Source organism: Kitasatospora sp. NPDC001175 (assembly GCF_053598215.1).
The window spans coordinates 1-24,674 of record NZ_JBSFJU010000050.1 but is presented as its reverse complement, the minus strand read 5'-3'; the positions used below and the strand labels follow the sequence as shown (position 1 = coordinate 24,674).

The 24,674-nt window shown below is 72.2% G+C and carries 19 protein-coding genes and 2 pseudogenes; 15 read left to right on the top strand and 6 right to left on the bottom strand.

What is annotated here, in order from left to right; all coding sequences use genetic code 11:
- The first annotated feature begins 19 nt into the window (after positions 1–19).
- The 12 genes and pseudogenes from ACWDAK_RS28785 (at position 20) to ACWDAK_RS28730 (ending at position 16,251) form a co-directional block, all read left to right on the top strand.
- A complete protein-coding gene (locus ACWDAK_RS28785) occupies positions 20–3,100 on the top strand; it encodes an amino acid adenylation domain-containing protein (RefSeq protein ID WP_427395207.1) in 3,081 nt (1,026 codons plus the stop codon).
- Positions 3,085–4,809, top strand: coding sequence for a non-ribosomal peptide synthetase (locus ACWDAK_RS28780; RefSeq protein WP_427395208.1), 1,725 nt, complete (start codon positions 3,085–3,087; stop codon positions 4,807–4,809). Before ACWDAK_RS28785 ends, ACWDAK_RS28780 begins: the two co-directional genes overlap by 16 nt.
- Positions 4,809–5,537, top strand: a complete 729-nt coding sequence (locus ACWDAK_RS28775) for a hypothetical protein (RefSeq protein WP_427395209.1) — start codon at positions 4,809–4,811, stop codon at positions 5,535–5,537. Before ACWDAK_RS28780 ends, ACWDAK_RS28775 begins: the two co-directional genes overlap by 1 nt.
- Positions 5,519–6,544, top strand: coding sequence for a thioesterase domain-containing protein (locus ACWDAK_RS28770; protein WP_427395210.1), 1,026 nt, complete (start codon positions 5,519–5,521; stop codon positions 6,542–6,544). The genes ACWDAK_RS28775 and ACWDAK_RS28770 overlap by 19 nt, the downstream gene beginning before the upstream one ends.
- Positions 6,545–6,897: 353 nt before the next feature.
- Positions 6,898–8,286, top strand: coding sequence for a condensation domain-containing protein (locus tag ACWDAK_RS28765; protein ID WP_427395211.1), 1,389 nt, complete (start codon positions 6,898–6,900; stop codon positions 8,284–8,286).
- Between the two features lie 35 nt (positions 8,287–8,321).
- On the top strand, positions 8,322–8,537 hold the full coding sequence (locus tag ACWDAK_RS28760) for an MbtH family protein (protein WP_427395212.1): 216 nt from the start codon (positions 8,322–8,324) through the stop codon (positions 8,535–8,537).
- Entirely contained in the window at positions 8,534–9,280 is a 747-nt protein-coding gene (locus ACWDAK_RS28755) for a thioesterase II family protein (RefSeq protein WP_427395213.1), read from the top strand. The genes ACWDAK_RS28760 and ACWDAK_RS28755 overlap by 4 nt, the downstream gene beginning before the upstream one ends.
- Positions 9,281–9,334: 54 nt before the next feature.
- Positions 9,335–12,787, top strand: a complete 3,453-nt coding sequence (locus ACWDAK_RS28750) for a non-ribosomal peptide synthetase (RefSeq protein WP_427395214.1) — start codon at positions 9,335–9,337, stop codon at positions 12,785–12,787.
- A gap of 25 nt (positions 12,788–12,812) precedes the next feature.
- The gene (locus ACWDAK_RS28745; protein ID WP_427395215.1) at positions 12,813–13,388 is read left to right on the top strand and encodes a cysteine dioxygenase family protein; all 576 of its coding nucleotides are present in this window, start codon (positions 12,813–12,815) and stop codon (positions 13,386–13,388) included.
- A gap of 43 nt (positions 13,389–13,431) precedes the next feature.
- Positions 13,432–13,845: pseudogene (locus tag ACWDAK_RS28740) on the top strand (ABC transporter ATP-binding protein); the annotation flags it as partial.
- Between the two features lie 134 nt (positions 13,846–13,979).
- A pseudogene (locus ACWDAK_RS28735) lies at positions 13,980–15,254 on the top strand (amino acid adenylation domain-containing protein); the annotation flags it as partial.
- 79 nt (positions 15,255–15,333) lie between these two features.
- The gene (locus tag ACWDAK_RS28730) at positions 15,334–16,251 is read left to right on the top strand and encodes an FkbM family methyltransferase (RefSeq protein ID WP_427395216.1); all 918 of its coding nucleotides are present in this window, start codon (positions 15,334–15,336) and stop codon (positions 16,249–16,251) included.
- Between the two features lie 31 nt (positions 16,252–16,282).
- On the opposite strand, the gene ACWDAK_RS28725 is transcribed toward ACWDAK_RS28730, so the two are convergent.
- From ACWDAK_RS28725 to ACWDAK_RS28715, 3 genes are all read right to left on the bottom strand, one after another.
- Complete coding sequence (locus ACWDAK_RS28725) at positions 16,283–16,405, bottom strand: hypothetical protein (protein ID WP_344636702.1); 123 nt, start codon at positions 16,403–16,405, stop codon at positions 16,283–16,285.
- Positions 16,406–16,658: 253 nt separating this feature from the next.
- Positions 16,659–17,438, bottom strand: a complete 780-nt coding sequence (locus tag ACWDAK_RS28720) for a thioesterase II family protein (RefSeq protein ID WP_344636703.1) — start codon at positions 17,436–17,438, stop codon at positions 16,659–16,661.
- 182 nt (positions 17,439–17,620) lie between these two features.
- Positions 17,621–18,550: a ketopantoate reductase family protein gene (locus tag ACWDAK_RS28715; protein WP_427395217.1), complete on the bottom strand. Its 930-nt coding sequence runs from the start codon at positions 18,548–18,550 to the stop codon at positions 17,621–17,623.
- A gap of 315 nt (positions 18,551–18,865) precedes the next feature.
- Between ACWDAK_RS28715 and ACWDAK_RS28710 the strand changes: the two genes are divergently transcribed.
- Entirely contained in the window at positions 18,866–19,759 is an 894-nt protein-coding gene (locus tag ACWDAK_RS28710; RefSeq protein WP_344636705.1) for a LysR family transcriptional regulator, read from the top strand.
- A 116-nt stretch (positions 19,760–19,875) separates the two neighbouring features.
- Here the strand turns inward: ACWDAK_RS28710 and snpA are convergent, their stop codons facing one another.
- Positions 19,876–20,517 (bottom strand): snapalysin, encoded by a 642-nt coding sequence (gene snpA / locus ACWDAK_RS28705; protein WP_344636706.1) that lies wholly within the window; start codon positions 20,515–20,517, stop codon positions 19,876–19,878.
- A gap of 234 nt (positions 20,518–20,751) precedes the next feature.
- On the opposite strand from snpA, the gene ACWDAK_RS28700 reads away from it, so the two are divergent.
- Together ACWDAK_RS28700 and ACWDAK_RS28695 are read left to right on the top strand one after the other, a co-directional pair.
- Entirely contained in the window at positions 20,752–21,801 is a 1,050-nt protein-coding gene (locus tag ACWDAK_RS28700; protein ID WP_425557616.1) for a LysR family transcriptional regulator, read from the top strand.
- A 13-nt stretch (positions 21,802–21,814) separates the two neighbouring features.
- On the top strand, positions 21,815–21,979 hold the full coding sequence (locus ACWDAK_RS28695; RefSeq protein WP_427395218.1) for a hypothetical protein: 165 nt from the start codon (positions 21,815–21,817) through the stop codon (positions 21,977–21,979).
- Positions 21,980–22,045: 66 nt separating this feature from the next.
- On the opposite strand, the gene ACWDAK_RS28690 is transcribed toward ACWDAK_RS28695, so the two are convergent.
- Together ACWDAK_RS28690 and ACWDAK_RS28685 are read right to left on the bottom strand one after the other, a co-directional pair.
- Positions 22,046–22,582 carry a GNAT family N-acetyltransferase gene (locus ACWDAK_RS28690; RefSeq protein WP_344636709.1) on the bottom strand — a complete coding sequence of 179 codons (537 nt, stop codon included), beginning with the start codon at positions 22,580–22,582 and terminating at the stop codon, positions 22,046–22,048.
- Positions 22,583–22,659: 77 nt separating this feature from the next.
- Entirely contained in the window at positions 22,660–24,345 is a 1,686-nt protein-coding gene (locus ACWDAK_RS28685) for a sigma-70 family RNA polymerase sigma factor (protein WP_427395219.1), read from the bottom strand.
- Positions 24,346–24,674: the final 329 nt, after the last annotated feature.

Here is a 24,674-nt window from a genome sequence, read left to right as displayed (position 1 = left end):
ACCCTGAATGAGAGTTGGGATGACACGAGCTACGAGCGAGCGCCCGGAGCCTGCCGAGAGCCGGCTGATCCACGAGTCGGTGACCCGGCACGCCCTGCGGCACCCCGAGCGGATCGCGCTGCGGCAGGGTGACCTCCGGGTGACCTACCGGGAGCTGCACCTGGCCAGTGACGACCTCGCCGCCGACCTCCACGCGGCGGGCGTCGGCCCGGGCACGCGCGTCCCGGTGCTGATGCCGCGTTCCCCCCGGTTCGTGGCGGTCATCCTCGCCATCCTCAAGTGCGGGGCCGCGTACGCCGTGCTCGACCCGGCCTGGCCCGAGGAGCGGCTCCGCTCGATCATCGGGCAGCTGGAGCCGCCGGTGCTGGCGGCGGAGATTCCGCTGGACCTGGGCGTTCCGTGCTGGCCGGGCGCGCTCTCCTCGATCGGGGCCGCGGTGCGGCGCGGGCGCCGGGCCCCCGAGGTGCCCTGCGATCCTGCCGCGGCGGCCGCCGTCTTCTTCACCTCCGGCAGTACTGGCACGCCGAAGGGGGTGGTCTCCCCCCACCGGGCGGCGGTCCGGCTCTTCCGGCCCGGATCCTTCGCCGACCTCGGCGCCGGCCACACCACGGCGGCGGTCAGTTCCCTGTACTGGGACGCCCTGACCCTGGAGGTGGTGGGCCCGCTGGTGAGCGGCGGGACGGTCGCGCTGATGGAGGAGGAGTACCTGCTGCCCGGGGGCCTGGCCGCGCTGGTGCGCGACCACGGGGTCGACACCGCCTGGCTCACCTCCTCCCTGTTCAACATGTTCGTGGACGAGGACCTCTCCTGCTTCGAGGGGATGAGCCAACTGCTCATCGGCGGGGAGCGGGTGTCGCAGCACCACATCCGCAAGTTCCTCACCCGCCATCCCTCGGTACGGCTGGTCAACGGGTACGGTCCGGCCGAGGCCTGCGTCTTCGCGGCCACCCACCCGGTCACCCTGGCGGACACCGAGCGCCCGGACGGCATCCCGATCGGCCGGGTCGTGCCGCAGACCGAGATCCACCTGCTGGACGGCGATGCGCGCTGCGCCCCGGGGGAGACCGGCGAGATCTGCGTCGCCGGCGCCGGTCTGGCCAGCGAGTACCTGGGCCAGCCGGCCGAGACCGCCGCCCGCTTCGTCACGGTCGGGCTGGACGGTGTGCCGACCCGCGTCTACCGGACGGGTGACCTGGGCTTCCGGACGCCCGACGGGATCCTGCACTACCGGGGCCGGGCCGACCGCCAGGTGAAGATCCGCGGCTACCGGATCGAGCCCCTGGAGATCGAGAACGCCTGCCTCGCCCTGCCCTCGGTGGAGCGCGCGGTGGCGGTGCCGGTGCCCGGCGAGGACGGCGCCCTCTCTCGGATGGCGCTGTTCTACGTGCGGGCGGCCAACGCCCAGCCGCTCACCGAGGAGGTGGTGCGCGCCGGGCTCGCCGCCGCCCTGCCCACCCACTGCATGCCCGCCGAACTGCGGGAGCTGGCGGCCGTCCCGCTTACCCCGAACGGCAAGGCCGACACCCGCGCACTGCTCGCCACCCTCTCCCGGGCGCCTGCTCCGGTGGGCCCCTCCTCGGCAGCCACCCACGCGGGTCCGTCCTCCGGGGACCACCAGGGCATCGCCCGCGAGGAGTACGCCCGGATCGTCGGGTGGGAGGCGGCGCCGGAGGTCCCGTTCGCGACCCTGGGCGGAACGTCCCTGGACGCGCTGCGGCTGTGTGCGCGCACGGAGGCCCGGACGGGCCGCCGGATCTCGGCCTCCGCCTTCCTGCGGACCCCGACCCTGAACGGCCTGCTGGCCCTGGTCGAATCGGCCGCCGCACTGCCGGTGAGCCGTCAGGCCGAGGAGACCGGCCCGGTCCCGCTGAGCGGCGTCCAGGCGAACTTCTGCCTGCAGCACGAGCTGCTGCCGGACGACCCGTCAGCCGTCTGCCAGGTGGCCTGGCGGGTCTCCGGGGAACTTCAACTCCCGGCTCTTGAAGCCGCGTTGAACGATCTCCACCAGCGCCACGAGGGCCTCCGGGCGGCCTACCGGGTCGACGAGGACCCGGTCGCCGTACTGCCCGGGCCGGTCGACGGCATCCGGGTGGAGACGGTCGCCGCGGACCGGTTCGACCGGGCGCTTGGCCGGCCGCTGCGGATCGAGGACGGCGAGGTCTGGCGCTGCGTGTACGCCGAGACCGGGCTGTTGGGGCTGGCCGTGCACCACGTCTCGTTCGACGGCTGGTCCCAGGGGCTCCTGGTCGCCGATCTGGCGCACGCGTACGAGGCCCGCTCCCGGGGAGCGGTACCGGAGTTCGCGGAGGCGTCCCCCGGTCTGCGGCGGCTGGCCGAGGAGGCGGCCCTGAGCAGCCCGGACGGCCACCCGGAGCAACTCCGGTACTGGACCTCGACGCTGGCCGGGCTGCCCGAGCTCGACTTCCCGCCGCCGGCCGGGGCCGTGCCGCCGGCCGGGGCCGCGAAGCCCGTGGTCTTCACCGTCGGGCCGGAGGCCGTCGCCGCGCTCTCCGAGCTGGCCCAGGGGGCCGGCGCCACGCTCTTCGCCCCGCTGGTGGCCTGCTACGGCGCCGCGTTGACCGAGGTGCTGGGGCAGCGGGACTTCGGGATCGGGGTACCGCTGGCCCGCCGGTTCGGCCAGGAGGCGCTCCGGGCGGTCTCTTGCCTGGTGGACACCCTCTGCCTGCGCCTGCCGGCGCTGGACGGGTGCCGGACCCCGGAGGACGCCCTTTGCACCGCCCTTCCGGTGGTGACGGCGGCCCTGGCCCGCCAGGATGTGCGGTTCGCCGACGTGGTCCGGGAGGTCCGGCCGCCGAGGACCGGCCGGAACCCGCTCTACCAGACGCTGTTCGCCTATCAGGGCAACGAGGACGTGCGGCTCGAACTGCCGGGGTGCACCGTCCAGCCGTATGCGCCGGCGGCCGTGCCGGCCATGAACGAACTGGTCTGTGAGGTGTGGCCGCTGCCCTCCGGGGGCCTGCGGGTGGACCTCACCCACCAGGGTCACCGGGTCGGCAGGGACGTGGTGGAGCGCGTCGCCCGGGTGTACCAGGAACTGCTTGCCGGGAATAGGAGTGATCTCTCATGCAGGACACCGTGAACGAGCGGACGGTGGTCGGCCTGCTCAGGCGAACCGTCGACGCGCATCCGGACGCGATCGCGATCGAGTGCGGCGCACAGAAGCTGACGTACCGTCAGTTCTTGGAGGCAGCCGCCGTGGTGGCGGGGCGGATCCAGCAGGCCGAGGGCCACCGGAGCGGCTGCCTGGTCGCTCTGCTCTTCGACCGCGGCATCGAGGGCGTCGTCGCGCAGCTGGGCAGCTGGCTCGCGGGCGCCGCGTACCTGCCGCTCGATCCGGCGCTGCCGGACGGCCGGATCGAGTCGATCCTGCGCGATGCCCGGCCGGTCGCCGTGCTCGCGCAGGACGGGCTCGCCGGGCGGGTGCCCGCAGGGGTTCCGGTGCTCGACGGCCCCGCCACCGGGGCGTCCCCGTCGACGGTGCGGCCGGCCCCGCTGGCCTACGTCATCTACACCTCCGGTTCGACCGGTGCGCCCAAGGGCGTGGAGGTCGGTCACGCGGGGCTGGCGAACCTGGTGTCCTGGCACCGGGCGGCCTACGGCACCCGGCCCGGGGTGCGGGTCGGTGCCTTCGCCGGGCTGGGGTTCGACGCCACGGTCTGGGAGGTCTGGGCGGCGCTCGCGGGCGGGGCGACGCTGGTGCTGCCGACCGAGCGGATGCTCGTCGACAGCGCGGTGATCGCCGAGTTCATCGGGCGCAGCGCCGTCACCCACTGCTTCCTGAGCACCCCGCTCGCCGAGCAGCTGTTCGCCCTCCCCGACCCGCCTGCCGGCCTGGCCGTCCTGCTGACCGGCGGAGACCGCCTGCGGGTGAACCCGCCGGCCTCCTTCCCCGCTGCGGTGTTCAACCACTACGGTCCGACCGAGGCCACCGTGGTGACCACCGCCAGCGACGACCTGCGCCGCCGCCCCACCGAGGGCGCACCGGTGATCGGACGCCCCATCACCGGTGCCCGGGCCCGGCTGGTGGACGCCGACGGGGCCGCGGTCACCGACCCCGGTGTCCCGGGGGAGCTGCTGATCGGGGGCGACGTCCTGGCCCTGGGCTACCGGAACGATCCGGAGCTCACCAGCCGCAAGTTCGTCCCCGATGAGGAGGGGAGCCGCTGGTACGCCTCCGGCGACATCTGCCGGTGGACGGCCGACGGCGAGCTGGAGTTCGTGGAGCGGCGGGACGCCCAGGTCAGTATCCGCGGCCACCGGGTGGAGCCGGCCGAGGTCGAGCAGGAGATCCTCGCCGTTCCCGGGGTGGACCAGGCAGCCGTCATCCACCTGCCGGACCAGGACGGTGGATCGCTGCGTGCCTTCTTCTGCGGGGAGGCCGAGCCGGGCGCCATCCGCACCGCACTGACCGGCCAGCTGCCGAAGTACATGCTCCCCGCCGGTCTGCAACGGCTCGCCGCGATGCCGCTGACCCCCAACGGCAAGATCGACCGGAAGGCGCTGCTGGACACTCCGCTCGAAGCCCCGGTCGAAGCCCCGGCCGAGCCCTCCTTGCCCGGCACCACCGAGGGACGGATCGCCGCGATCTGGTCCGAGCTGACCGGGAACCTCCCCGGCTCCGGCGACAGCTTCTTCGAGATCGGCGGGCACTCGCTGATCGCCGCCCGGGCGGTGTCCCGGACGCGTGAGCAGTTCGGCATCAAGATCGGGCTACAGACCATCTTCAACCATCCCGTCCTCGCGGACTTCTCCGCCATGGTCGACGAAGCCGTCAGGAGTGCGGAGTGATGAAAAGTCAGCGACCCCTTGTGGTCCTGGAGTTCGGCAACGAGATGCCTCCGAGGACGTTCGGCGGAATCCTTCCCGACGGCTGGCAGGAGCGGACCCTCAGAATCGACCCGCTGCACTACCCCGGCCTCGCCGACAGCGTCGCCGGTACGGCCGAGCAGGCCGCCCACTGGGCCGAGCGGATCACCGCCGCCGGGCCGCCCCCGGTCGCGGTGCTGGCCTACTGCTCGGCCGTCGGCCTGGCCTCGGCGCTGGTCGAGGCGCTGCCTGTGCCGGACGTCCCGCTCATCGTGCTCGACCCGGCGCCGGCCGACCCCCAGGCCCCGCAGGAGTTGCTGGCCGACCTCGCCCTGGCCATGGACGAGTCCGCCGAGGTGCCCGCGATCACCGGCCTGCCGGCCGGCGACGCGCTCGCCCTGGCCAGCTCCTTCCTCCTCTCGGTGGTCGTCGGCTGCTCGCCCGAGCTCGACGAGGAGATCCTGGTCGAACTGACCGAGGGGCAGCGCGCCTGGCTGAGCTTCACCCTGACCGCGGCCGTGCCCCCACAGGCCCCGCCGGCCCCCACGCACGTCCTGCTGAGCGAGGCGCTCGACTGGCCGGGCTCCGGGGCCGTGCACCGGTTCGACGTGACGGCGGAGGAGCTGTTTCGCGCGCCCGTGGTGAAGGCCCTGCTCACCGACCTGCTGGGCGCCGGAGAGAGGGAAGAGCCGTGCTGCCTGCCTTCGTAGAGCGTGACGCGGTCGACGCCCTGGTCGCGGCCCAGTGGTCGCGCATCCTCGGCGAGCCGCCGGCTGCCCTGGACGCCGACTTCTTCGCCGCCGGCGGCACGTCCCTGAAGGCGGCCCGGCTGGCCAGCGCCCTACGGGGCGCCTCCGGTGTCAAGGTCTCACTGCAGCGGATCTACGAGCTGCGGACCTTCCGGGGCATCGGCTCCGCGCTCCGGGAGGACACCGTCACCGCCGACGGACGGCTCGTCACCCTCAACGCGACCGGCGCCGGGACACCGCTGCTGCTGGTGCCCTCTGCCAGCGGCGGCGTGGTCGGGCTGCACCGCTTCGGGGGCAGCCCGGTCGACCGGCCCGTGCACGGCCTCCAGGCGCGCGGTCTCAATCCCCAGGACGGCCCGCCGAGCAGCGATCTCGGCGAGAAGGTGGCGGAGTTCGTCGAGGTCCTGGAGGCGTCGGACCTGCCGCGCCGCCTGCACCTCGCCGGCTACTGCGTCGGCGGCATCCTCGCGTACGAGCTGGCCCGGGCCTTGCAGAGCCGGGGCTGGGAGATCGGCTCGCTGCTGCTGCTCAACACCTCCCTCTACTGCCCGCCGCTCACCGTCGAGCAGGGCATGCGGGAGAAGTTCCGGCAGCTCGTCGCCGAGGCGGGCCTGCCGGCCGAGGTGGCCGAGCGGGGGGCCGAGGCCGTGCTCCGGGAGCTCGGCACCGGCGAGGACCAGGCCGACTTCGACGCCCGGGTGCGCGTCTTCGGCTCGGTCGGCGCCGCGATCTCCGGCTACGCCCCGCCGCCGGCCGACTTCCCGGTCCGGCTCTTCTCCACCGAGGACCGGGACGACCCCGCCGACATCGCCGCCACACCCGGACCGGTGGTCGACTGGCCGGACCTCGGCCTGCCGGACTACCGCCAGTACGCGGTGCCCGTGGACCACTTCGAGATGATCAACCACGCACCCACCCTGGAGGCGGTGGAGGCCGTGATGGCGGAGCTCGACAGGCCCGGCCCGTGATCACCCTCCTGCCGCCCGGCTGTCGGCCTCAGGGCCGACTGCCGACGGCGCCGGCCCGGTCTCCTTCGAGGGGCGTTGGCGGGTGGCGGACGGGCTGGTCCAGGCCGCGAGCGCCGTTCCGTGCCGGCCGTGAACTTCGGGCACGTCCGATGAAATCCGGTAATCCATAGGGATATTGACAGAGCGAAGGGCGTCATAAGAATATGTGGGTCACGGTGTGTGAATTGATTCGCTCGTCTATTGGGTGATGCCCGCGCCTGTTGAACTCCTTGGAAGCAGTGGCAAGTTCCCCCGAATGGGGCTCGTCGGCCCGGGCCTTTTGCAAACCATCGATCTGAAGATTGGCTGGCCAAGTGGAAGACCCCTACGATTTCGAGGACGACCAGGTCTGGTTCGAACTGTGGAACGGCCAAAGGGGGTTGTGGCTCCAGCACCAGTTGGATGAGAGCCGGGCGGAAGCCAACCTGCCGTACTGGCAGCACCTGCACGAGGCGGTGGACATCGCCGCCGTGCGCCGTGCCGCGGCTCTCCTGGTGGACCGTCACCAGGCGCTGCGGCTGTCCTTCCGGGACACCCCGGACGGCCCGCGCCAGCGTGTCCTGCCCGAGTACGACCTCGACGTGCCGCTCGTCGACCTGGCCGGCGCGGCCGACCCCGGGGCCGAACTGGACCGGCGCGTCCGGGCCGAGAACGCAACCGCCTTCGAGGACCTCGCCACCCCACCAGTGCGGATCAAGGTCTTCCGGCTGGCGGCCGACCACCACTGCCTCTACGTGAACCTGCACCACATCGTCTCGGACGGCACCAGCATGGGCATCCTCATGCGTGAACTGCTGCTCTCCTACCGGGCCTTCGCAGCCGGCGGTCAGCCGGAGCCGGCCCCGCTCCCGACCACGTACGACGCCTTCGTCCGGGGCCGGCAGCAGTGGCTGTCGAGCGAGCAGAGCAAGGCCATGGAGACGTACTGGCTCGACCAGCTGGCCGCCCCGCTGCCGAGGCTGCGCATCGGCGACCACGACGCGCCCGCCGAGGAAGTGGCGAACGAGACGCTGGAGTTCGGCGTCGAGGCCGACACCGCCGGAGGGCTGGCGGCACTGGCCAAGCAGCTGCGCGTCACGCCGCACATCCTGTTGCTCAGCGCGTACGCGGTCGCGCTGCGGGACATCAGTGCCGACGACGACATCGTGGTGTGCGTCCCGTTCTCCGGCCGGGACACCAAGGAGCTGGACGGAATGCTCGGCAGCTTCGTCAACCCGGTCTCCGTCCGGGTGAGGATGTCGGGCTCCGACACATTTGACGAGGTCGTGCGCCGGACCAGGACCGTGAGCATCGGCGCCTACGCGAACAGCCGTTATCCGTTCACCCTGCTGCTCGAGAAGCTCGACGTCGAGGCCCGGCCCGGCCGGAACCCGGTCTTCTCGACGTCCTTCCAGTTCGCGGACTTCCTGCCGCCGGCCCGGCAGACCTCGCAGCTCGACCTCTGCCTGTTCGGCCGGCCGGACGGGGACCGGCTCAGCCTGCGGCTCAACTACAACTCCCGACGGCTGGCGAAGTCCGAGGCCGAGGAGGTCCGGTCGGCCTTCCTGGCCGTCCTGCGGCTGGTCGCCGCCGACGCGGCAGCCTCGCTGGACGCCCTGTCGGAACCCCTGGCGCGGGCCCGGCGGGCGGCGCGGACCACACCCGGTGGCCGCCGTCGGCTGGGGACCCTGCGGGCCTCCCGGCCCGGGACGCCGAAAGCCTGAGCCGGTACCCGGTCATCTCACCGAAGGAAGGACCCATGGACGGACAGCGTGACGACGACGGCTACGCCGTGGTGATCAACTCCGAGGAGCAGTACTCCGTCTGGCCACAGGGCCGCGAACTGCCCGCCGGTTGGCGGGAGACGGGGGAGCGGGGCTCGAAGGAGGCCTGCCTCGCGCACATCGACGAGGTCTGGACGGACATGCGTCCGCTGACCCTGCGCCAGGAGATGGCGGGCAGGACCGGCCGATGACGGCGATGGTCAGGCCGCTCGCCGACCGGCCGCAGGCGGCCACGCGGCTGTTCTGCATCCCGTACGCCGGCGGCGGCGCCTCGGCGTTCCGTGGCTGGGCAGCCGCCCTGCCAGCCGACATCGAGCCGTGGGCAGTACAACTGCCGGGCCGCGAGGACCGGTTGGGCACACCACCGCTCAACCGGATGGGCGAGGTGCTCAATGCCCTGGTGCCCGCGGTCATCCCGCACCTGGACCGTCCGTTCGCCTTCTTCGGGCACAGCATGGGCGCCCTGGTGGCCTGGAGGCTCACCTGCTCCTTGCAGCGGATGGAGGCCGGTTCACCGATCCGGCTGTTCGTCTCGGGATGCGTGCCGCCACAGGCCCGGGAGGCGACCGCGTACCACGAGGGGCCGGACGAGGAGCTCGTCGAGAAGCTGCGCTCCTGGTCCGCGACCCCGGAAGCGGTGCTGGCCGATCCGGAACTGATGCACCTGCTGCTCCCGATGATCCGGGCCGACCTCGCGGTCGTCGAGACCTACCGGTTCACCGGCGGGCCGCTCCTGAACTGCCCGGTCACGGCGTTCGGCGGGACCGAGGACGAGGGCGGTGCGGCACTGCCGGGCTGGGGTGAGCTCACGGTCGGCGGTTTCGACCTGCGCATGTTCCCCGGCGGCCACTTCTTCCTGCACTCCGCCCGTCCTGCCGTGCTCGCCGAGATCTCCGGGCGGCTCGGTGCCGTGCCCGGGCAGATCGCTCATTGACCGGAAGCCCTTCGAAACAACCGTGACCTCGATCGATGGATTAGGTGAAACGACATGTCGCAGCGGTCCGTGATGGACGTCGTCTCGGAGGTGTGGACGGCTGTCCTGCGCACCGGGATTCCCGGTCCGGACGCCAACTTCTTCGCACTCGGCGGCAATTCACTGCAAGGTGCCAGAGCGATCAGCCGGCTGCGCGAGGAACTGGGCATCCGGATCCCGCTCAGCGCGCTCTTCGAGGCCCAGACCCTCGCCGAGCTGGCCACGGCCATCGAGGGGATGCGGGAGACGGGGCCCGGGGCGGCCCAGACCATCGAGCCGTTCGAGGGGCGTTCGGGCGAGGTCTTCCACGCCCCCACCTCGTTCACCCAGCAGCGGCTGTGGGTGGACGAGCACATCCAGGGGCCGGGCTCCCGCTACAACATCCCGGTGGCGAACGAGCTCGTGGGTCCGCTCGACGTCACGGCCCTGGGGCGGGCCGTCCAGGCGCTGGTCGACCGGCACGAGGTCTTCCGCACCACCATCAAGGCCGTCGACGGCGTCCCCGAGCAGGTGATCCGGGCCGAGGCCGAGCTGCCGCTGACCGTGGTCGACCTCCGGGGCGAGCCGGAGGAGAAGCAGGAGCAGGTCCTGGCCGGTCTGCTCCTCGACTCCGCCCAGCGGCCGTTCGACGTTGAGCGGGGGCCGCTGCTCCGGGTCGAGCTGTACCGGCTCGACGAGCAGTGGCACGTCCTGCTCATCAACCTGCACCACATCATCACCGACGTGTACTCCTTCGAGCTCGCCATGGCCGAGCTGCTGGAGCTGTACGCGGCCGCCGCCGACGGCGAGCTCCCGGTGGCCGCGAAGCCGCCGGTGCAGTACGCCGACTACGCCGCCTGGCAGCGGCGCACGGTCACCGGGGCCGCGCTCGAACGCCAACTGGACTACTGGAAGGACCGGTTGCGCGGCCCGCTGCCCGTCCTGGACCTTCCGACGGACCTGCCGCCCCGGGAGAGCACCACGAGCGGAGGGGCGTCGGTGGACATCGAACTGCCCCGGGCGGTGTCGCGCCGGATTCGCGAGCTGTCCAAGGAGCACAACGCCACCCCGTTCATGACGGTGTTCACCCTGCTCAACGTGCTGCTCAGCCGGTACAGCGGCCAGACGGACATCGTGGTCGGCATCCCCAGCGCCAACCGTGACCTGCCGGAACTCGAGTCCATGCTCGGGTGTTTCCTCAACACCCTCGCCGTGCGCAGCGACCTGTCCGGCGATCCGACGCTGACCGAACTGCTCGGCCGGGTACGGGGCCGGATGCTGGAGGCCGTCGCCCACCAGGACGTCCCCTACGAGCGGGTGGTCAACGCGATCTCGACCGACCGTGCCTCTCGGCAGGGGCCGTTCCGGGTCATGCTGGCGTACCAGCACGAGGTCCCGGCGCCGGAGCTGGCCGGGATCACCGTCAACGACGTCGAGCTGGGCCTGAACCTGAAGGCGGTCAAGTTCGATCTGGTGTTCCGGGTCGTCGAGACCGAGTTCGCCTATCGCCTCGCGGTCGACTACAACACCGATCTGTTCGTCGAGGACACGGCCTGGCGCATCCTGGACCACCTGAGCGTCCTCGCGGCCGACGCGGTGGCCGCTCCCGCCAAGCGCCTCTCCGAGTTCACCATCCTTCCCGAGGAGGAGCGCCGTCAGCTCGAGAGGTGGTCCACCGCCGCTTGCGGTCCGTACCCCACCGATCTCTTCCTGCACCGGCTGTTCGAGGAGCAGGCGCTCAGGACCCCGGACGCGGACGCGGTCGAGAGCGGTGACGAGCTGGTCAGCTACCGCGAACTCGACCGCAGGGCCGCCCGGTTGGCCTCCGAGCTGACGGCGCGCGGCATCGGAACCGACGATCTGGTGGGCCTGTGCGCGGACCCGTCGGTGGACCTCATCGTCGGTATCCTCGGCATCCTCAAGGCCGGGGCCGCCTATGTGCCGATCGATCCGCTCGCCCCCGCCGACCGGATGGCGTACGTCGTCGCGGACAGCGGGATGAAGGTCCTGGTCGCCACCCCGGAACTGCGGGACCAGCTGCCGGCCGCCGTCCTGGAGAGCGTGGACGCGGTGAGCACCGTGCAGGACGGCGCGCGGGACGGCGCGCAGGGCGGTGCCCCGGAGCCCGCGCTGCACCCGTCGCAGCTGGTGTACCTGATGTACACCTCCGGGACCACCGGCAGGCCCAAGGGCGTCGGACTGCCGCACACCGCGATCACCCCGTGGATCCAATGGGCCCAGGACACCCGCCCCATCGGGCCCGGCACCCGCGTGGTGCACAACCTCTCGTACCACTTCGACTGGTCCGTCGAGCAGATGTTCCACGCGCTGACCGCAGGCGCCTGCCTGGTCATGCTGCCCCGTGAGATCAAGGCCGACGGCCGGGCCACCGCCCGGTTCGTCAACGAGCGGTCGATCCACATGGTGTACCTGACGCCGACCCAGATGCGCGGCATCACGGAGGCCGGCATCGGGATGCCGACGCTGCGTCACGTGTCCATGGGCGGCGAGAACCTGGACGCCGACCTGGTGGCGCGGACCCGCGGGGTCGTCTCCGCCGGGTGCGAGATCTGGAACGAGTACGGGCCGACGGAGACCGCGGGCGCGGCACTGGTCGGCCGCATGGGCGACGAGCCGCTGGAGCGCAGCTCCATGCCGCTGGGAGAGCTGATCGCCAACGCCTCGTGCGCGGTGGTCGACCGCTGGGGGAACCTGCAGCCCATCGGAGTGCCCGGCGAGCTCTGGATCGGCGGCGACGGCGTCGCCCGCGGCTACCGCAACCAGCCCGCCCTGACCGCAGACCGGTTCGCCCCGGACCCGGCCCGGCCCGGCCGGCGTCTCTACCGCACGGGTGACCTGGTGCGCCGCCTGTCCAACGGGGAGATGGAGTTCCTCGGCCGGGTCGACAGCCAGGTCAAGATCCGCGGTGTGCGGGTCGAGCTGGAGGAGATCGAATCGGTGCTGCGCGGGCACCCGGACGTGGCGAACGCCGTGGTCGTCCTGGAACCCGACCAGCGGCTGGTCGCCCACGTGGTCAGCACGCCGCACAGCGGGCTCGACGACGCTGCGCTGCGGGCCCACCTCGCCCCGAGGCTGCCCATCGTCATGCAGCCGGCCGTGTTCATGTGGCTCGACGCCATCCCGCTCTCACCGACCGGGAAGGTGGACCGCCAGCGGCTTCCCCGGCCCGAACCGGCTCCGGTCCTCCCGCCGGCCGTGACGCCGCCGGGCACCGAGACGGAGCGCACCGTCGCGGCGGCCTGGGCGGAGGTGCTCAAGCTCGGCGTGGTGGACGTGCGGGCCAACTTCTTCGAGGTCGGCGGGGATTCGTTCTCCCTGCTGGCGGTCGTCAGCCGGCTGCGGACCGAACTCGGGCTGGACATCCCGGTGCGTGCCCTGGTCGACGCGCCTACCGTCGAGACGCTGGCCGCGCACATCGAGGCCCTGCGCAGTCCGGCCTCCCGTCCGGCCGTGGCAACCCTTCCGTAGCCGACCGCAAGAAAGGACGATCCGCGTGAGTGGACACCCCGAGAGCAGGACCTCCCCGTCGCCACTGGCCCGGCTCGTCACCGACGTCCGCGCGGCGGTGCGGGCGGGGGGCACCGACGACCCGGAGCGCACCGGCCGACGCGTCGCGCGGGCCTTCGCCCCCCACCTGCGGAGCGAAGGCCTGCTGGCACCTGATCAGCTGGAGCCGGACCGGCGGTCGTACCGGCAGCACGTCCTGTACGTGGAGCCCGACGGTGCGTTCTCGGTCGTCGCGCTGGTGTGGCTGCCGGGGCAGCGGACCACCGTTCACGACCACCTCGCCTGGTGCGTGACGGGCGTCTACCTCGGGGCCGAGGAGGAGGTCCGCTACCACCTGGTGGCGGACGAGGAGCAGCCCTACCTGGTCCCCGTCGGCGTCACGGCGAACGAGGCCGGATCGGTAGACTTCCTCGTTCCTCCGGGTGACATCCACGAGGTCCGGAACTCGGCCGATCGCACCAGCGTGTCCATCCACGTGTACGGAGCCGACCTGCGCAGGAGCGGCTCCAGCATCAGGCGCACCTACGACCTCCCGGTGCGGGCGGCGGAGCTCGTCGTCTGAGGCCGGGGAGAAGAGGGGAGGCCCCGGGGGCGTCGTCACGACGAACGACGCACCGGTCCTCGCGGCGCTGAGGTCGGTGGAAGCGGGCCGGCTAGCCGATCTGCCGGAGGGCCTGGACACTCCGCTGGGCTCGGGCGGAGTCGAACCGGAGGCCGCCCAGGCCCAACAGCTCACCCTGGCCAGGGCGCAGCTGGCGGACCCGCACGCCCTGATCCTGGACGATGCCACGTCACTGCTTGACCAGGGAACGGCACGGCAGGCGGAGCTGGCAGTGGCCTCCGTCCGGTCGGACCGCACGGTCATCTCCATCGCCCACCGGCTGCAGACCGCACACGACGCCGACCGCGTCGCCGTCATGGAGGCCGGCCGCATCGTAGAGCTGGGCACCCACGATGAGTTGGTCGGCGCGGGCGGACCGTACTCCGAGCTGTGGCGGTCGTGGAACGGCGAGAGCTGATTCCCCGGCAAGTCGTACGCCCCTGCGAGTCCGCTGCGGGGTGATGGATCTTTCTCGGTCCCGTCGGTGCCTGTCCCGGTCCGACGGCTAGTTCGACAACGATGGGAAGTGACGTCATGAGCGACACCGCGGTTCACGACATGGCGGCAGAGACTCTGCCCGATCTGTTCGCGGCCCAGGCGGCCCGTACCCCTGACGCCGTCGCGCTCGTCTGTGCCGACGTATCTCTCACGTACGCCGAGCTGGATGCCAGGGCGGGCCGGCTGGCGCGGTCGCTCGTGGCCAAGGGCGCGGGGCCAGAGACGATCGTGGCGGTCGCGGTGCCGCGATCCGTGGAACTGCTGGTCGCCCTCCACGCCGTGCACAGGGCCGGAGCCGCATACCTGCCGGTCGACCCGCTGCTGCCCGCCGAGCGGGTACGGGAGATGGCCGAGGACGCGCGGCCCGTGCTGACGCTCGGCAGCGAGGACGTCCGGCGGATGTCGGAGGAGGGCGGGCCCACGGCAGACGGGGCCGGGTGGCCCTCGCCCCACCCGTCAAACACCGCCTACGTCATCTACACCTCGGGATCCACCGGCCGGCCCAAGGGGGTGGCCGTGTCCCACGAGGCCATCGTCAACCGCCTGCGCTGGATGCAGGCGGAGTATCCGCTGGGCCACGACGACCACGTGCTGCAGAAGACGCCCGCCGGATTCGACGTCTCCGTGTGGGAGTTCTTCTGGCCGCTGTGCGTCGGCGCGCGCCTCGTCCTGGCCGGGCCGGACGAGCACCGTGATCCCGCCCGGATCGCCGAGCTGATCCGGGCGGAGCGGATCACGACCGTGCATTTCGTCCCGTCCATGCTGCGGCTCTTCCTCGAAGAGCCGGCCGCGGCCCGCTGCGATTCGCTGCGCCGGGTGTTCGCGAGCGGCGAGGCGCTCTCGGCCGACCTGCGGTCACGGTTCTTCCGTGTCCTGGATGCCGGACTGCACAACCTCTACGGGCCCACCGAGGCCGCGGTGGACGTGTCCTACTGGCGCTGCGGCCCCGGCGACCCGCCCGGTCCGGTGCCGATCGGAGTGCCGGTGTGGAACACCCAACTGCACGTTCTGGACCGGCAGTTGAACCAGGTCGCGCCTGGGGTGAGCGGCGAGCTCTACATCTCGGGTGTCCAGCTGGCCCGGGGGTACGTCAACCGGCCGGGACTGACGGCGGAGCGCTTCGTCCCCGATCCCTACGGCCCTGACGGCAGCCGGATGTACCGTACCGGGGATCTCGCCCGGCGGGACCCTGACGGGGTCCTGCACTACCTGGGTCGCGACGACCACCAGGTCAAGGTGGGGGGCGTGCGCATCGAACTCGGCGAGATCGAGGCGACGTTGGCCCGGCACGCCGCGGTCGCCGACGCGGTGGTGGCCGCGAGGCCCGACGAACGCCAGGCTGTTCCCGTGCGGGCTCGCCGAGGCGGCGGGTACGGCCTCGTTCACCTATTACCCGCAACTTTCGATCATGTCGGGGCGGTTCGGTGACATCGCCGAGGAGCGCGGTGTCCTGGAGGCCTTCGTCCGCAACGAGCAGCCGATGCGGGAATCCCTCCCGCAGGGCGGTGCGGCGGATCTCGACAGTCTGCTCACCGAGCGGCTGCAACACACCGACGTGACCTGCGAGCTGCGCACGCTGTCGGACGTCATCGACGAGACCGGTGTGGAGCGGATCGACCTGCTCAAGATCGATGCGGAGAAGAGCGAACGCGAGGTGCTTCTGGGGCTCCGTGAGGAGCACTGGGGCCTGGTCCGCCAGCTGGTGATCGAAGCGCACAACGCCCCGGGCCGGATCGACTGGATCCGGGGTCATCTGGAGGAGCGGGGGTACCGGGTCACCGTCGACGGGCTGGCGATGCTCTCGGAGACCGGTCTGGTCACCGTCTACGCCGTCCGCGGCCGCCGGCCGGCCGCCGGTCGCGGAGAGAGCGCCGCACCGGCGCACCGGGGGCCGGGCTGGTCGGCTCCGGACCTGTACGTCGAGGACGTGCGGCGGGAGGCGGAGCTCCGGCTCCCGCCACAGATGGTGCCGGACCACTTCGTGATAGTCGACGCGCTTCCCCTGACGGCCAACGGCAAGCTCGACCGGGCGGCGCTGCCGGCGCCCCGGCGTCGGCCGACCGGGGGGCCGACGGCTCCGCGCGACGCGACCGAGGCACTGCTCTGCTCCTTGTTCGCCGACGTGCTCGCCGCACCCGGCATGGGGATCCACGACGACTTCTTCCGGCTGGGCGGCAACTCGTTCGACGCGATCCGCCTGGTGGCCCGGATCCGTGAGGCACTGGGTGTCGCCGTGACCGTCCGGAGTCTGTTCAGCGCCCCGACGGTGGCCGCCTTCGCCGAACTGCTGGCCCACGGAGCCGACGGAGACCCGTTCTGGGGATAGCGGGGAGCCCCGGGGCCGGATTCGGGCGGTCTCAGTCCGAGAGCCCTGTCCATCCACATAGGCGTGCTGTCAACGAGCAGCGCCTTGCCTTGTGGTCGGCCAGCGAGCCGGGCTGCCCGTCCAGGGTGCGCAGCGGGATGTCGTACAGGCTCACGGGTGTTCTCTTCGGTAGGTGTTCGCCGGAGCGGACAACCGCCCGTCCGGCCCCGGTGTTCCCGCTCGGAGGCCGGCGGCGGACGGTCCGGGCGCCGCGCTCCCCGCGAGGGACGGCGAGCGGACCCGCCCGCTCCGCCGAGGCCGCGGGAAACGGCATCCAGGATGCCGCACGGGCGCCGGAGCAAGGCGCCCGGGCGGCTGCCGCGGACCGTGACGCGGGTCGCGACCGGCCGGGGGCGGCGCGGGGAGGCTCAGGCGGTGTCGGCCAGGTCCGCCTTGACGGCGGCCAGCAGGGGGCCGGCCGACTCCTCGCTGAGATAGAAGTGGCCGCCGGGGAAGGTGCGGACGGAAGTGGTCGAGCGGGTCACGGCGGACCACAGCCGGAGATCGTCGATCGAGTAGATGTCGTCCTCCCCGCCGAGCACGCTGACCGGGCAGTCCAGCAGCGGGCCGTCGGGCCGGCGGAAGGAGTCGCAGATCGCGTAGTCGGCGCGCAGCACCGGCAGGATGACGCCCAGCAGGTCGGGGTCGGTGAGCACGGCTTCGGGCGTGCCGCCCATCTGCCTGAGGTCGGCCACGAGCTCCTGGTCGGACCAGTCGGACCGGCCCGGCTTCGCGGGCGCGGTACCCGGCCCGCCGCAGCCGCTCACCAGCAGCCGCGCGGGCGTACGGTCGCCGTGCCGCCGGGCGGCCGCCGCCAGTCCGTACGCGAGCAGGCCGCCCATACTGTGCCCGAACAGCGCGTACGGGCGGTCGAGGTACGGCCGTAGACCGCCGTACAGCTGCTCCACCGCCTGCCGGTAGTCCGTCAGGTGGGGCTCGGCGAACCGCGATTCACGCCCCGGCAGCTGGATCGGCAGGATCTCGATGTCCTCGGGAAGGAGGGTGGGCCAGTCCCGGAAGAAGGACGGGCCGCTGCCCGCCGGGTGGAAGCACAGCAGACGGAGCCGGGCCGCCGGGCGCGCGGTGTGGCTGCGGGCCCAGGCGCCGGTGTGTGCGGAGGTGGTTGCGGTGGCGGGATAAGTCGACATCGGTGGTGTGTTCCGGTCTCGTGCGGAAGTGGAGTGCCCGGGCGGGTGGCCCGGGACTCGGAGACTACGGGATCACCGGGCCCGTGCCATGACCTCGGCCGGACCGGCGGGACGCATGTCGGTCCAGTCGGCCCCGATGCGGTCGAGACGGGACCGCCGGGTGACGGGCCGTCAACAGGCCCTCAACGGGCCGTCAGTTCGGCCATCAACCGGGCGGCGACCGGCACGGGGACGCCGTGCCGGTCGGCCGCTCGCAGCAAAGCCCCGCCGATTGCGTCGAGTTCCAGCGGGCGGCCCGCCTCGGCGTCGCGCTGCATCGACGACTTGCTGCCGGCCGGGAACGCGTCGTAGAGCGCCAGGGCCTTCGTGGGGTCTGCCGGCGCACCGCACGCCTCGCTCACCGCGGCGGCCTCAGCGACCAGGGCAGCCAGCTCCTCGCGGTGCCCGGTCCGCACGTCGCCGACGGTCAGCCCGTACCTGGTGGTGAGCAGGGCGAAGGGTGCGAGGAAGGCGAGCTTGGCCCAGAGCGCGGCGGTCTCGTCCTCGACCACTCGGGTGCGTACACCCGCGCCATCCAGTACCGCGGCCAGCGGGCGGAGGAGTTCGGGCGCCCCGGCCAGGTCGATCTCCGTGAACGGGCTGCCGTGCTCGATGACACCGGGTGCGGTGCGGGTCGATTCGACCCGGATCGCACCCGGGGCCACCCGACGCGCGCCGTAGCGCTCGCGCAGTGCGTCCGGATGCTCGATGCCGTTGAGCAGCGGCACCACCAGGCCGTCGCCCAGCACCCCGGCCGGAATCCGCTCCAGCGCCGCGTCAAGGACGGTGTGCTTGACGGCGATCAGGCACAGGTCCACCGGTTCGCGCAGCTTGGTCTCCGCCTCGACGTGGGTGGTGAAGTCGCCGAACTGCCTGCTGCGGACCCGGAATCCGTCCTGCCGAAGGGCCTGAGCGGTCGTCTCCCCGGCCACGCAGACCACCCGGTGACCGGCCCGGGAGAGCAGGGCGGCCAGCAGGCCGCCGACACCTCCCGGGCCGAGCACCGCGACGGTCCACGGGCGCGGCGAGAGGCCGTCGGAGCGGGAGGTTGAACTGGAGAGCGGAGCAGCCACTGTGCCGAAGTCCTTCCAGGCTGGGTCGACTCGGGAGCGTGTAGCGGGTGTCGGGCGGGGGAGTCCCACCGGGCGCCCGCCTCGTCGAGTACCGCGCCGGCCCTGGGCGGTGGCCATCGGACGTACGGACGACGGGCGGGGCTCCCGCGGAGCCCGGCGGGTCGACACCCGTCCGACTCCCCGTCGCGGTCCGGACCGACGAGGGAGAGCGGGACGGGTTGCCGCCCTGGGCCCTGCGGCGATCATCCGGGACATCCTGAATCCAAGTCAATCCTAGGGTTTCCTACGTCTGATCCAAGGTCTAACTTGGGGTGAGTGACCCTTGATGACCTGCGTGTCTATGTGGCGGTGTGCCAGAGCGGAAGCCTGAGTGCCGTCGCCCGGGAGCTTTCCTGTACCCAGTCCGCGGTGAGCCAGCACGTGAAACGGCTGGAGCGGGAGACCGGTACCCGCCTGCTGGAGCGTCAGCCGCGCGGTGTCGTCCCCACCCCGGCGGGCCGCCTCCTGCAGGCGGCGGCCGCGGAGGGCCTCGCCGGCCTCGACCTCGCGCTGCGCCGCATCGACGAACTGGCGCGCGGCGAGGTCGGATCGGTGCGGGTGGCGACGGGCGCGACCACCGTGCGGCACTTCATGTCGGAGGCCGTCGTCGCCTTCCGCAGGCGCTATCCCGAGGCGAGCCTGGAGTTCCAGACGGAGACCTCGAGCCGCAGGTGCTTCACCGCCCTCGCGGCCAACGACATCGACCTCGCCTGGATCACCATCGGTGCTCCGGTCCGGGGCATCGAACAGCACCCGGTGGTCGAACTGCCCTGGGTGCTGGCCGTACCGGCCGGTGATCCGCTCGCCGGCCGGTCCCGGGTCGAGGCCGCGGACCTCGCCGACATCCGGCACATCAGGTTGCCGGAGAACTCCTCCGCCAGGGCCCATCTGGACACGGCCTTCGCGGAGCTGGGCATCCGGATCAGCCCCGAACCGAGCGTCGCCGACTGGGACACCGCGGTCCTGCTGACCGAGCTCGGCCTCGGACACGCCATCGTCCCGGCGCTGCCCAACCAGAAGCTCCAGGACGCTGGAACCGGCCCGCTGCGGTTCATCCCCATCCCCGACCTGCCGCGCCTGGCGGTGGGCTGGGCGGTACGCCGCTGGGAGGCCCTCACCCCGCTCGCCCGGAGCTTCGCCGACACCGTCAGCAGTACCCACCGGCGGTGAGTGGGACCTTCGGCAGCGCGAACACGCCCGCGAGAAGGACGAGTTGACGAGTCGCGGACGGCAGGCCGAACGGCCCGACCCCGCGCGGGGTCGGGCTGCTCGGACAGATCGTGGCGTCAGCGGGTCGCCGCCGCCAGGCCGTTGGCCCAGAGCGAGTCCACCCGGCGCTTCTCGGTGGCGTTCGGGTACGGATTGGTGCAGGAGGGGCCGGGACCGCCGCCGGACATCAGCTCACTGCACGGGCCCGAGTAGTGGTCCGGCAGGCCGAGCACGTGCCCGGTCTCGTGCGCGACGATCCGGGTGGGGTTGAACTGCCGGGCCTGGCTGTAGTCGAGGAAGACGTAGCCCTGGCCGTGGCCGTCGGTGTCGGCGTACGAGCCGCGCGAGTCGTTGCCCTCGTAGTAGCTGAAGTCGGCGTTGCTGCCCGCCCGGAGCTGGATGTTGCGCTCCGAGCTGTTCCAGATCTGCGCGCTGGAGGCTATCTGGCTCGCGAAGGACGGTGCGTTGCTGGGGTCGTAGGTGACGACGACCGCCTTGAGGAACGGCTGTGCCGCCTGCTTGGCCAGCGCGGACTTCATCACCGCCTGGTAGAAGGCCTTGTTGGCGGCGGCCTCCGCGGCCGAGCCGGTGTACGAGGAGGCGGTGTATCCCTGGCGTGCCGTGGTGTCGGCACTCGCCGCGGAGGCGGGGGCGGCGGCGAGGCCGCCCGCCAGCGCGAGTCCGAGCGCAGCGGACAGGGCAAACTTGGAGAGTTTCATGTGGGGGACTCCATTCGCGAGTTCCACGATCGCTGTGGGGCAACGCCGTGGTCATCGGGTGAACCGGTGCTGCACAGAGCTTGGTTCAGCCCGTCGAACTCGCGGATGATGTCAATGGGCGATAGCTCGGACCAATACTCCGGCTTGGGAACCCCATGGTGAACCGTTTCACTATCTGGCATGTCCCTGGCGTATAATCTGACCAGTAGTTATGCTCTCGTCGTGGAACTGGACGTGAGGCATCTGAGAGTGGTTTGCGCGATCGCGGACACCGGCAGTGTGCGAAAGGCTGCGCTGCAGCTCGGCATGACCCAGCCGTCCCTCACCACCCAGCTGCACCGGATCGAACGGACCATCGGCGGCGCCCTGTTCACCCGTGAGCAGACCGGCAGCCAGCCCACCGCACTCGGCCACTCGGTGCTCTCCCGCGCCAGGCCCATCCTCACCGAGATGGCCGCCCTGGTCTCCTCCGCCCGGCAGGAAGCCGCCGGCGGCGAGCGGAAACGGCTGCGGATCGGCAGCGTGGGCAGCCGCGCCGTCCCGGGATGGCTGCGCCGGGTCCGCGAGCGCTGCGCCGACGTCGACCCCGCCATCCACATCGACATCTCGGCCATCGCCCTGCTGCGCATGGTCGCCGACGACGAGCTCGACCTCGCCTTCGTGCACGAGAGCGAGGGCTTCCCGCTCCGCCTCCCGCCGGGCGCCGAACACCGCGTACTGGTGGCCCGGGAACCGCGGTTCGTCGCGCTCTCCGACCGGCACCCGGCCGCCGCCCGGCCCGTGGTGCACCTCGCCGACCTCGCCCAGGACACCTGGATGGTGGACCCGGCGGCCGACCACGAGTACGCGGCCCTGCGCCGGATCTTCCGCGAGGCCGGCCTGGACCCGCGCGTGGTGCAGGTCAGGGACCACGCCACCGCCGCCGAACTGGTCGCCTCCGGCGAGGCCGTACGCCCCTGTCAGCCCACCTCGGCCGCTGCTCCGGGCACCGCCGTCCGCCCGTTGCACGGCGACCCGCTCGCCGTCCGGCTGCTGCTCATCTGGCGGCCCGGCGCGCTGGCCACCGGCGCACCCGACGCCCTGCACGCAGACCTGCGCGCCGCCTACATCGACCTGGCCCGGGTCAATCCCGCCTATCTCTCCTGGCTGCTCCAGCACAACCGCAGCCTGCTGCACCTGCTCGGACCACCGCTGGAACTCAGTGCCGTACCAACGCGATCCGGAACACAGCGAAGTGACGAAAGGCCGGAACGGAATGGCGATCGACCGCATTCGGCGGATTAGGTTCGTGGGCGGAGTGGTCGTCGGAATTCTCGGACTGCTGCTGAACTTTTCGGCCACCCTCCAGCGGCTCCCGCTGAGCGAGCACCTGCCCGTGAGGTGCGCGGCCCAACTGGCCGGCATTCTCCTGATCGGCCAGGGCGCCTACCTGGTGGTCAAGTCGCGTCCCTCCTCCCGGTGACACCGGCCGCCGGCCCGGCGGCGGGAGGAGGGCAGGGTCACCAGGAGGAGGAGCTTTTGCCGGCCGTCAGCGGCGCAGCTCCCAGATCACATCGACACCGGCCCGCGCGGGAGCGCACGGTCCTCCCGGCGACGGCCTGCGCGAGATCTCGGTGAAGCCCAGCCGCCGGGCCACCGCGATGCTGGCGGTGTTGGCACTGTCGGTGTGGATCTCCAGCCGCTCGACCTCCGGCAGCGCGAACGCCTCCCGGACCAGTGCGGCGGCGGCCATCGTGACCAGTCCCCGGCCCGTCCAGCCCTGGTGGATCCAGTAGCCGATCTCCAGCGCCCCGGGGCCGATCCGTCGCATCAGTGAGCAACTGCCGACCAGCTCACCATCCGTGGTGATCGCGAAGTTGTACGCCTCGCCGTCCAGCCACCACTGCTCGCTGCGGGCGGTGTAGTCGGCCACCGCGGCGAAGTCGTGCTCGGCGGCCCAGGGCATCCACGGGAGCAGGTGCGGCAGGGCGTCGATGACCAGGCGGTCCATGGCCGCGGCGTCGTCGGCGCGCCAGCGGCGCAGCTCGACCCGGTCGTTTCTGATGATCTCGGCGGGGTGTTCCATGGCCGTGATCCTCGGCCTTCCCCGGTCCCGCGACAACTCCTTTTGCCTTGGGACCGGGGGGAGTTCGAGTGCCGGTCTTAGCTCGGGGCGCCGAAGTCCTGGGTCCACCAGGGGCCGCCGCTGCCCTGGTGGACGCCGACACCGAGCTCGGTGAACGCGCAGTTGAGGATGTTCGCCCGGTGGCCCGGGCTGTGCATCCAGGTGTCCATCACGTCGGCCGGCGTGCTCTGCCCGCGGGCTATGTTCTCGCCCCAGGTGCTCCAGCGGTAGCCGGCCGCCTCGATCCTGGGCTGCGGACCCTCACCGTCGGGGTTGGTGTGGTCGAAGAAGTTGCGGGCCGACATGTCGTCGGAGTGCCCCTGCGCGGCGGTCTGCAGCTTGGAGTTGCTCTTGACCGGCGTGCAGCCGGCCTTCGCACGCTCGGCGTTGACCAGGTCGATGACCTGCTGCTGTATCGAGGAGGTGGTCGGCGCCACACGGACGGTCGGGCTGCTGGCCGGGCTCGACGGGGCCCGGGTCGCCGTCGGGGTCGGCGACGGTGTCGCGGAGGCGCTGGGCGAGGGGGTGGCCGAGGCGGACGGGGAGGGCGCCGCGGAGGACGGAGCACTCGAGGGGGACGGTGCGGCCGGTGACGAGGGTACGGCGGCCGGCGTCGCGTCGGTGCCCAGCGAGAGCGCCGAGACGCTCTCCGGCGGGGCGGCGACCGGGTCGGCCGTCACCGTGCTCGACGGCCCCTGTGCGGCGGCGACCACACCGGCGGCGGCGGCCGTGACCGCCGCCGTACCCAGCGCGGTCACCAGCAGCTTGTGGGAGGACGCCGCCTTCGGCAGCCCCCGGCGTCCCCGTCCGGCGGCGTGCCGGTGCGCCCTGCGGGCACCGGACGCGGCGTGCGATGGGCCGGAGCCATGGGCGGAGCCGGCCGCGGCCGGGTGCGCGGAGCCGGCCGCGTGCGCGTGCGCCGAGAGGGCGTTCGCGAGCGCACCGGACATCAGGTGCCCGTGCGGGACCGGGACCAGGGCGAGGCCGGCCAGCAGCCCCTCGGCGGGGAACAGCCCGTCCCGCTGCCGCGCGCAGAAGCCGCAGTCCCGTACGTGTCGGGCGATCCGCTTGCGCCACAAGGTTCCCGGCGTCCCGTCCCAGCCCGCCGTGATCTCGGAGAGCTGCCCGCAGACCGGTACGGCGGACAGCGCCCGGACCACCATCCGGGCGTTCTCCAGCTGGTTCTTCATCCGCTGCACCCGGACGGCCGCGTGCTGCGGCGCCAGCTCCAGCGAGGCGGCCAGCTCGGTCCGGGTGAGCTGGCCGGCGGCCTCCTGCCACCACAGCGACAGCAGCTCGCGGTCGTCCTCGTCCAGCCAGCGGGTGGCCTCCGCGACCTCGCGGCGCTGGCCCGAGAGGCCGAGCCGGACGATGGTCAGCTCCACGAAGTCCGCGCTGGGATCGGCCGGTTCACAGCCACCCGGCTCGTACCCGCCCGGAACGGCCGGCTGCGCCTGGGCGCTCTGGTGGCGGCGGCGGATCTGGTTCATCGCGATGGCCACCAGCCAGGACCGGAAGCTGGCCGGCTCGCGCAGCGAGGGCAGGCCGTGCACGGCGTGCAGCATGGTCTCCTGGACCACGTCATCGGTGTCCGGGTGCCCGGAGAGCGCTCGGCCGACGATGTTGTACACCAGCGGGAGGTGGCTGCCGATCAGCTCGTCCGTGGCGCGCCGGTCACCGGCCTGCGCCTGCACCACCGTTGCCGTGCCGCAGTCCCTGTCCATCCTGTGGTCCACCTTCTCCGTCGGCCTGTCCGTACTGCCCTGTCGCACTGGGAGATCCGGTGGCCGGCGTCCGATAACGGAAATCCGGGACGGACTTCAGGTGATCGTGGTCACAGTGCAGTCCCGGTGAGCGTGGTCGATCACGCTCTGGCGGCACGGTATCCACGGGAGCCGGTGCGAGGGGTCCCGGTGCGCCAAGTCATCACCAGGGCCTCACACTTGTGTGCACGGTGGCGGGGCCACCAGGGTGGTCTCGGGTCCCTTGTCGGACATGTTCCATACGTGGCCCTGCCGGTCCACGGCTCCCACCGCGACGACCCCGGGGAAGG

Bases quoted from the DNA above. Each gene is read 5' to 3' on its own strand.
- ACWDAK_RS28785 (WP_427395207.1), top strand. From the start codon at position 20: ATGACACGAGCTACGAGCGAGCGCCCGGAGCCTGCCGAGAGCCGGCTG.
- ACWDAK_RS28780 (WP_427395208.1), top strand. From the start codon at position 3,085: ATGCAGGACACCGTGAACGAGCGGACGGTGGTCGGCCTGCTCAGGCGA.
- ACWDAK_RS28775 (WP_427395209.1), top strand. From the start codon at position 4,809: ATGAAAAGTCAGCGACCCCTTGTGGTCCTGGAGTTCGGCAACGAGATG.
- ACWDAK_RS28760 (WP_427395212.1), top strand. From the start codon at position 8,322: ATGGACGGACAGCGTGACGACGACGGCTACGCCGTGGTGATCAACTCC.
- ACWDAK_RS28755 (WP_427395213.1), top strand. From the start codon at position 8,534: ATGACGGCGATGGTCAGGCCGCTCGCCGACCGGCCGCAGGCGGCCACG.
- ACWDAK_RS28750 (WP_427395214.1), top strand. From the start codon at position 9,335: ATGTCGCAGCGGTCCGTGATGGACGTCGTCTCGGAGGTGTGGACGGCT.
- ACWDAK_RS28730 (WP_427395216.1), top strand. From the start codon at position 15,334: ATGTCGGGGCGGTTCGGTGACATCGCCGAGGAGCGCGGTGTCCTGGAG.
- ACWDAK_RS28720 (WP_344636703.1), bottom strand. From the start codon at position 17,438: ATGTCGACTTATCCCGCCACCGCAACCACCTCCGCACACACCGGCGCC.
- snpA (WP_344636706.1), bottom strand. From the start codon at position 20,517: ATGAAACTCTCCAAGTTTGCCCTGTCCGCTGCGCTCGGACTCGCGCTG.
- ACWDAK_RS28690 (WP_344636709.1), bottom strand. From the start codon at position 22,582: ATGGAACACCCCGCCGAGATCATCAGAAACGACCGGGTCGAGCTGCGC.
- ACWDAK_RS28685 (WP_427395219.1), bottom strand. From the start codon at position 24,345: ATGGACAGGGACTGCGGCACGGCAACGGTGGTGCAGGCGCAGGCCGGT.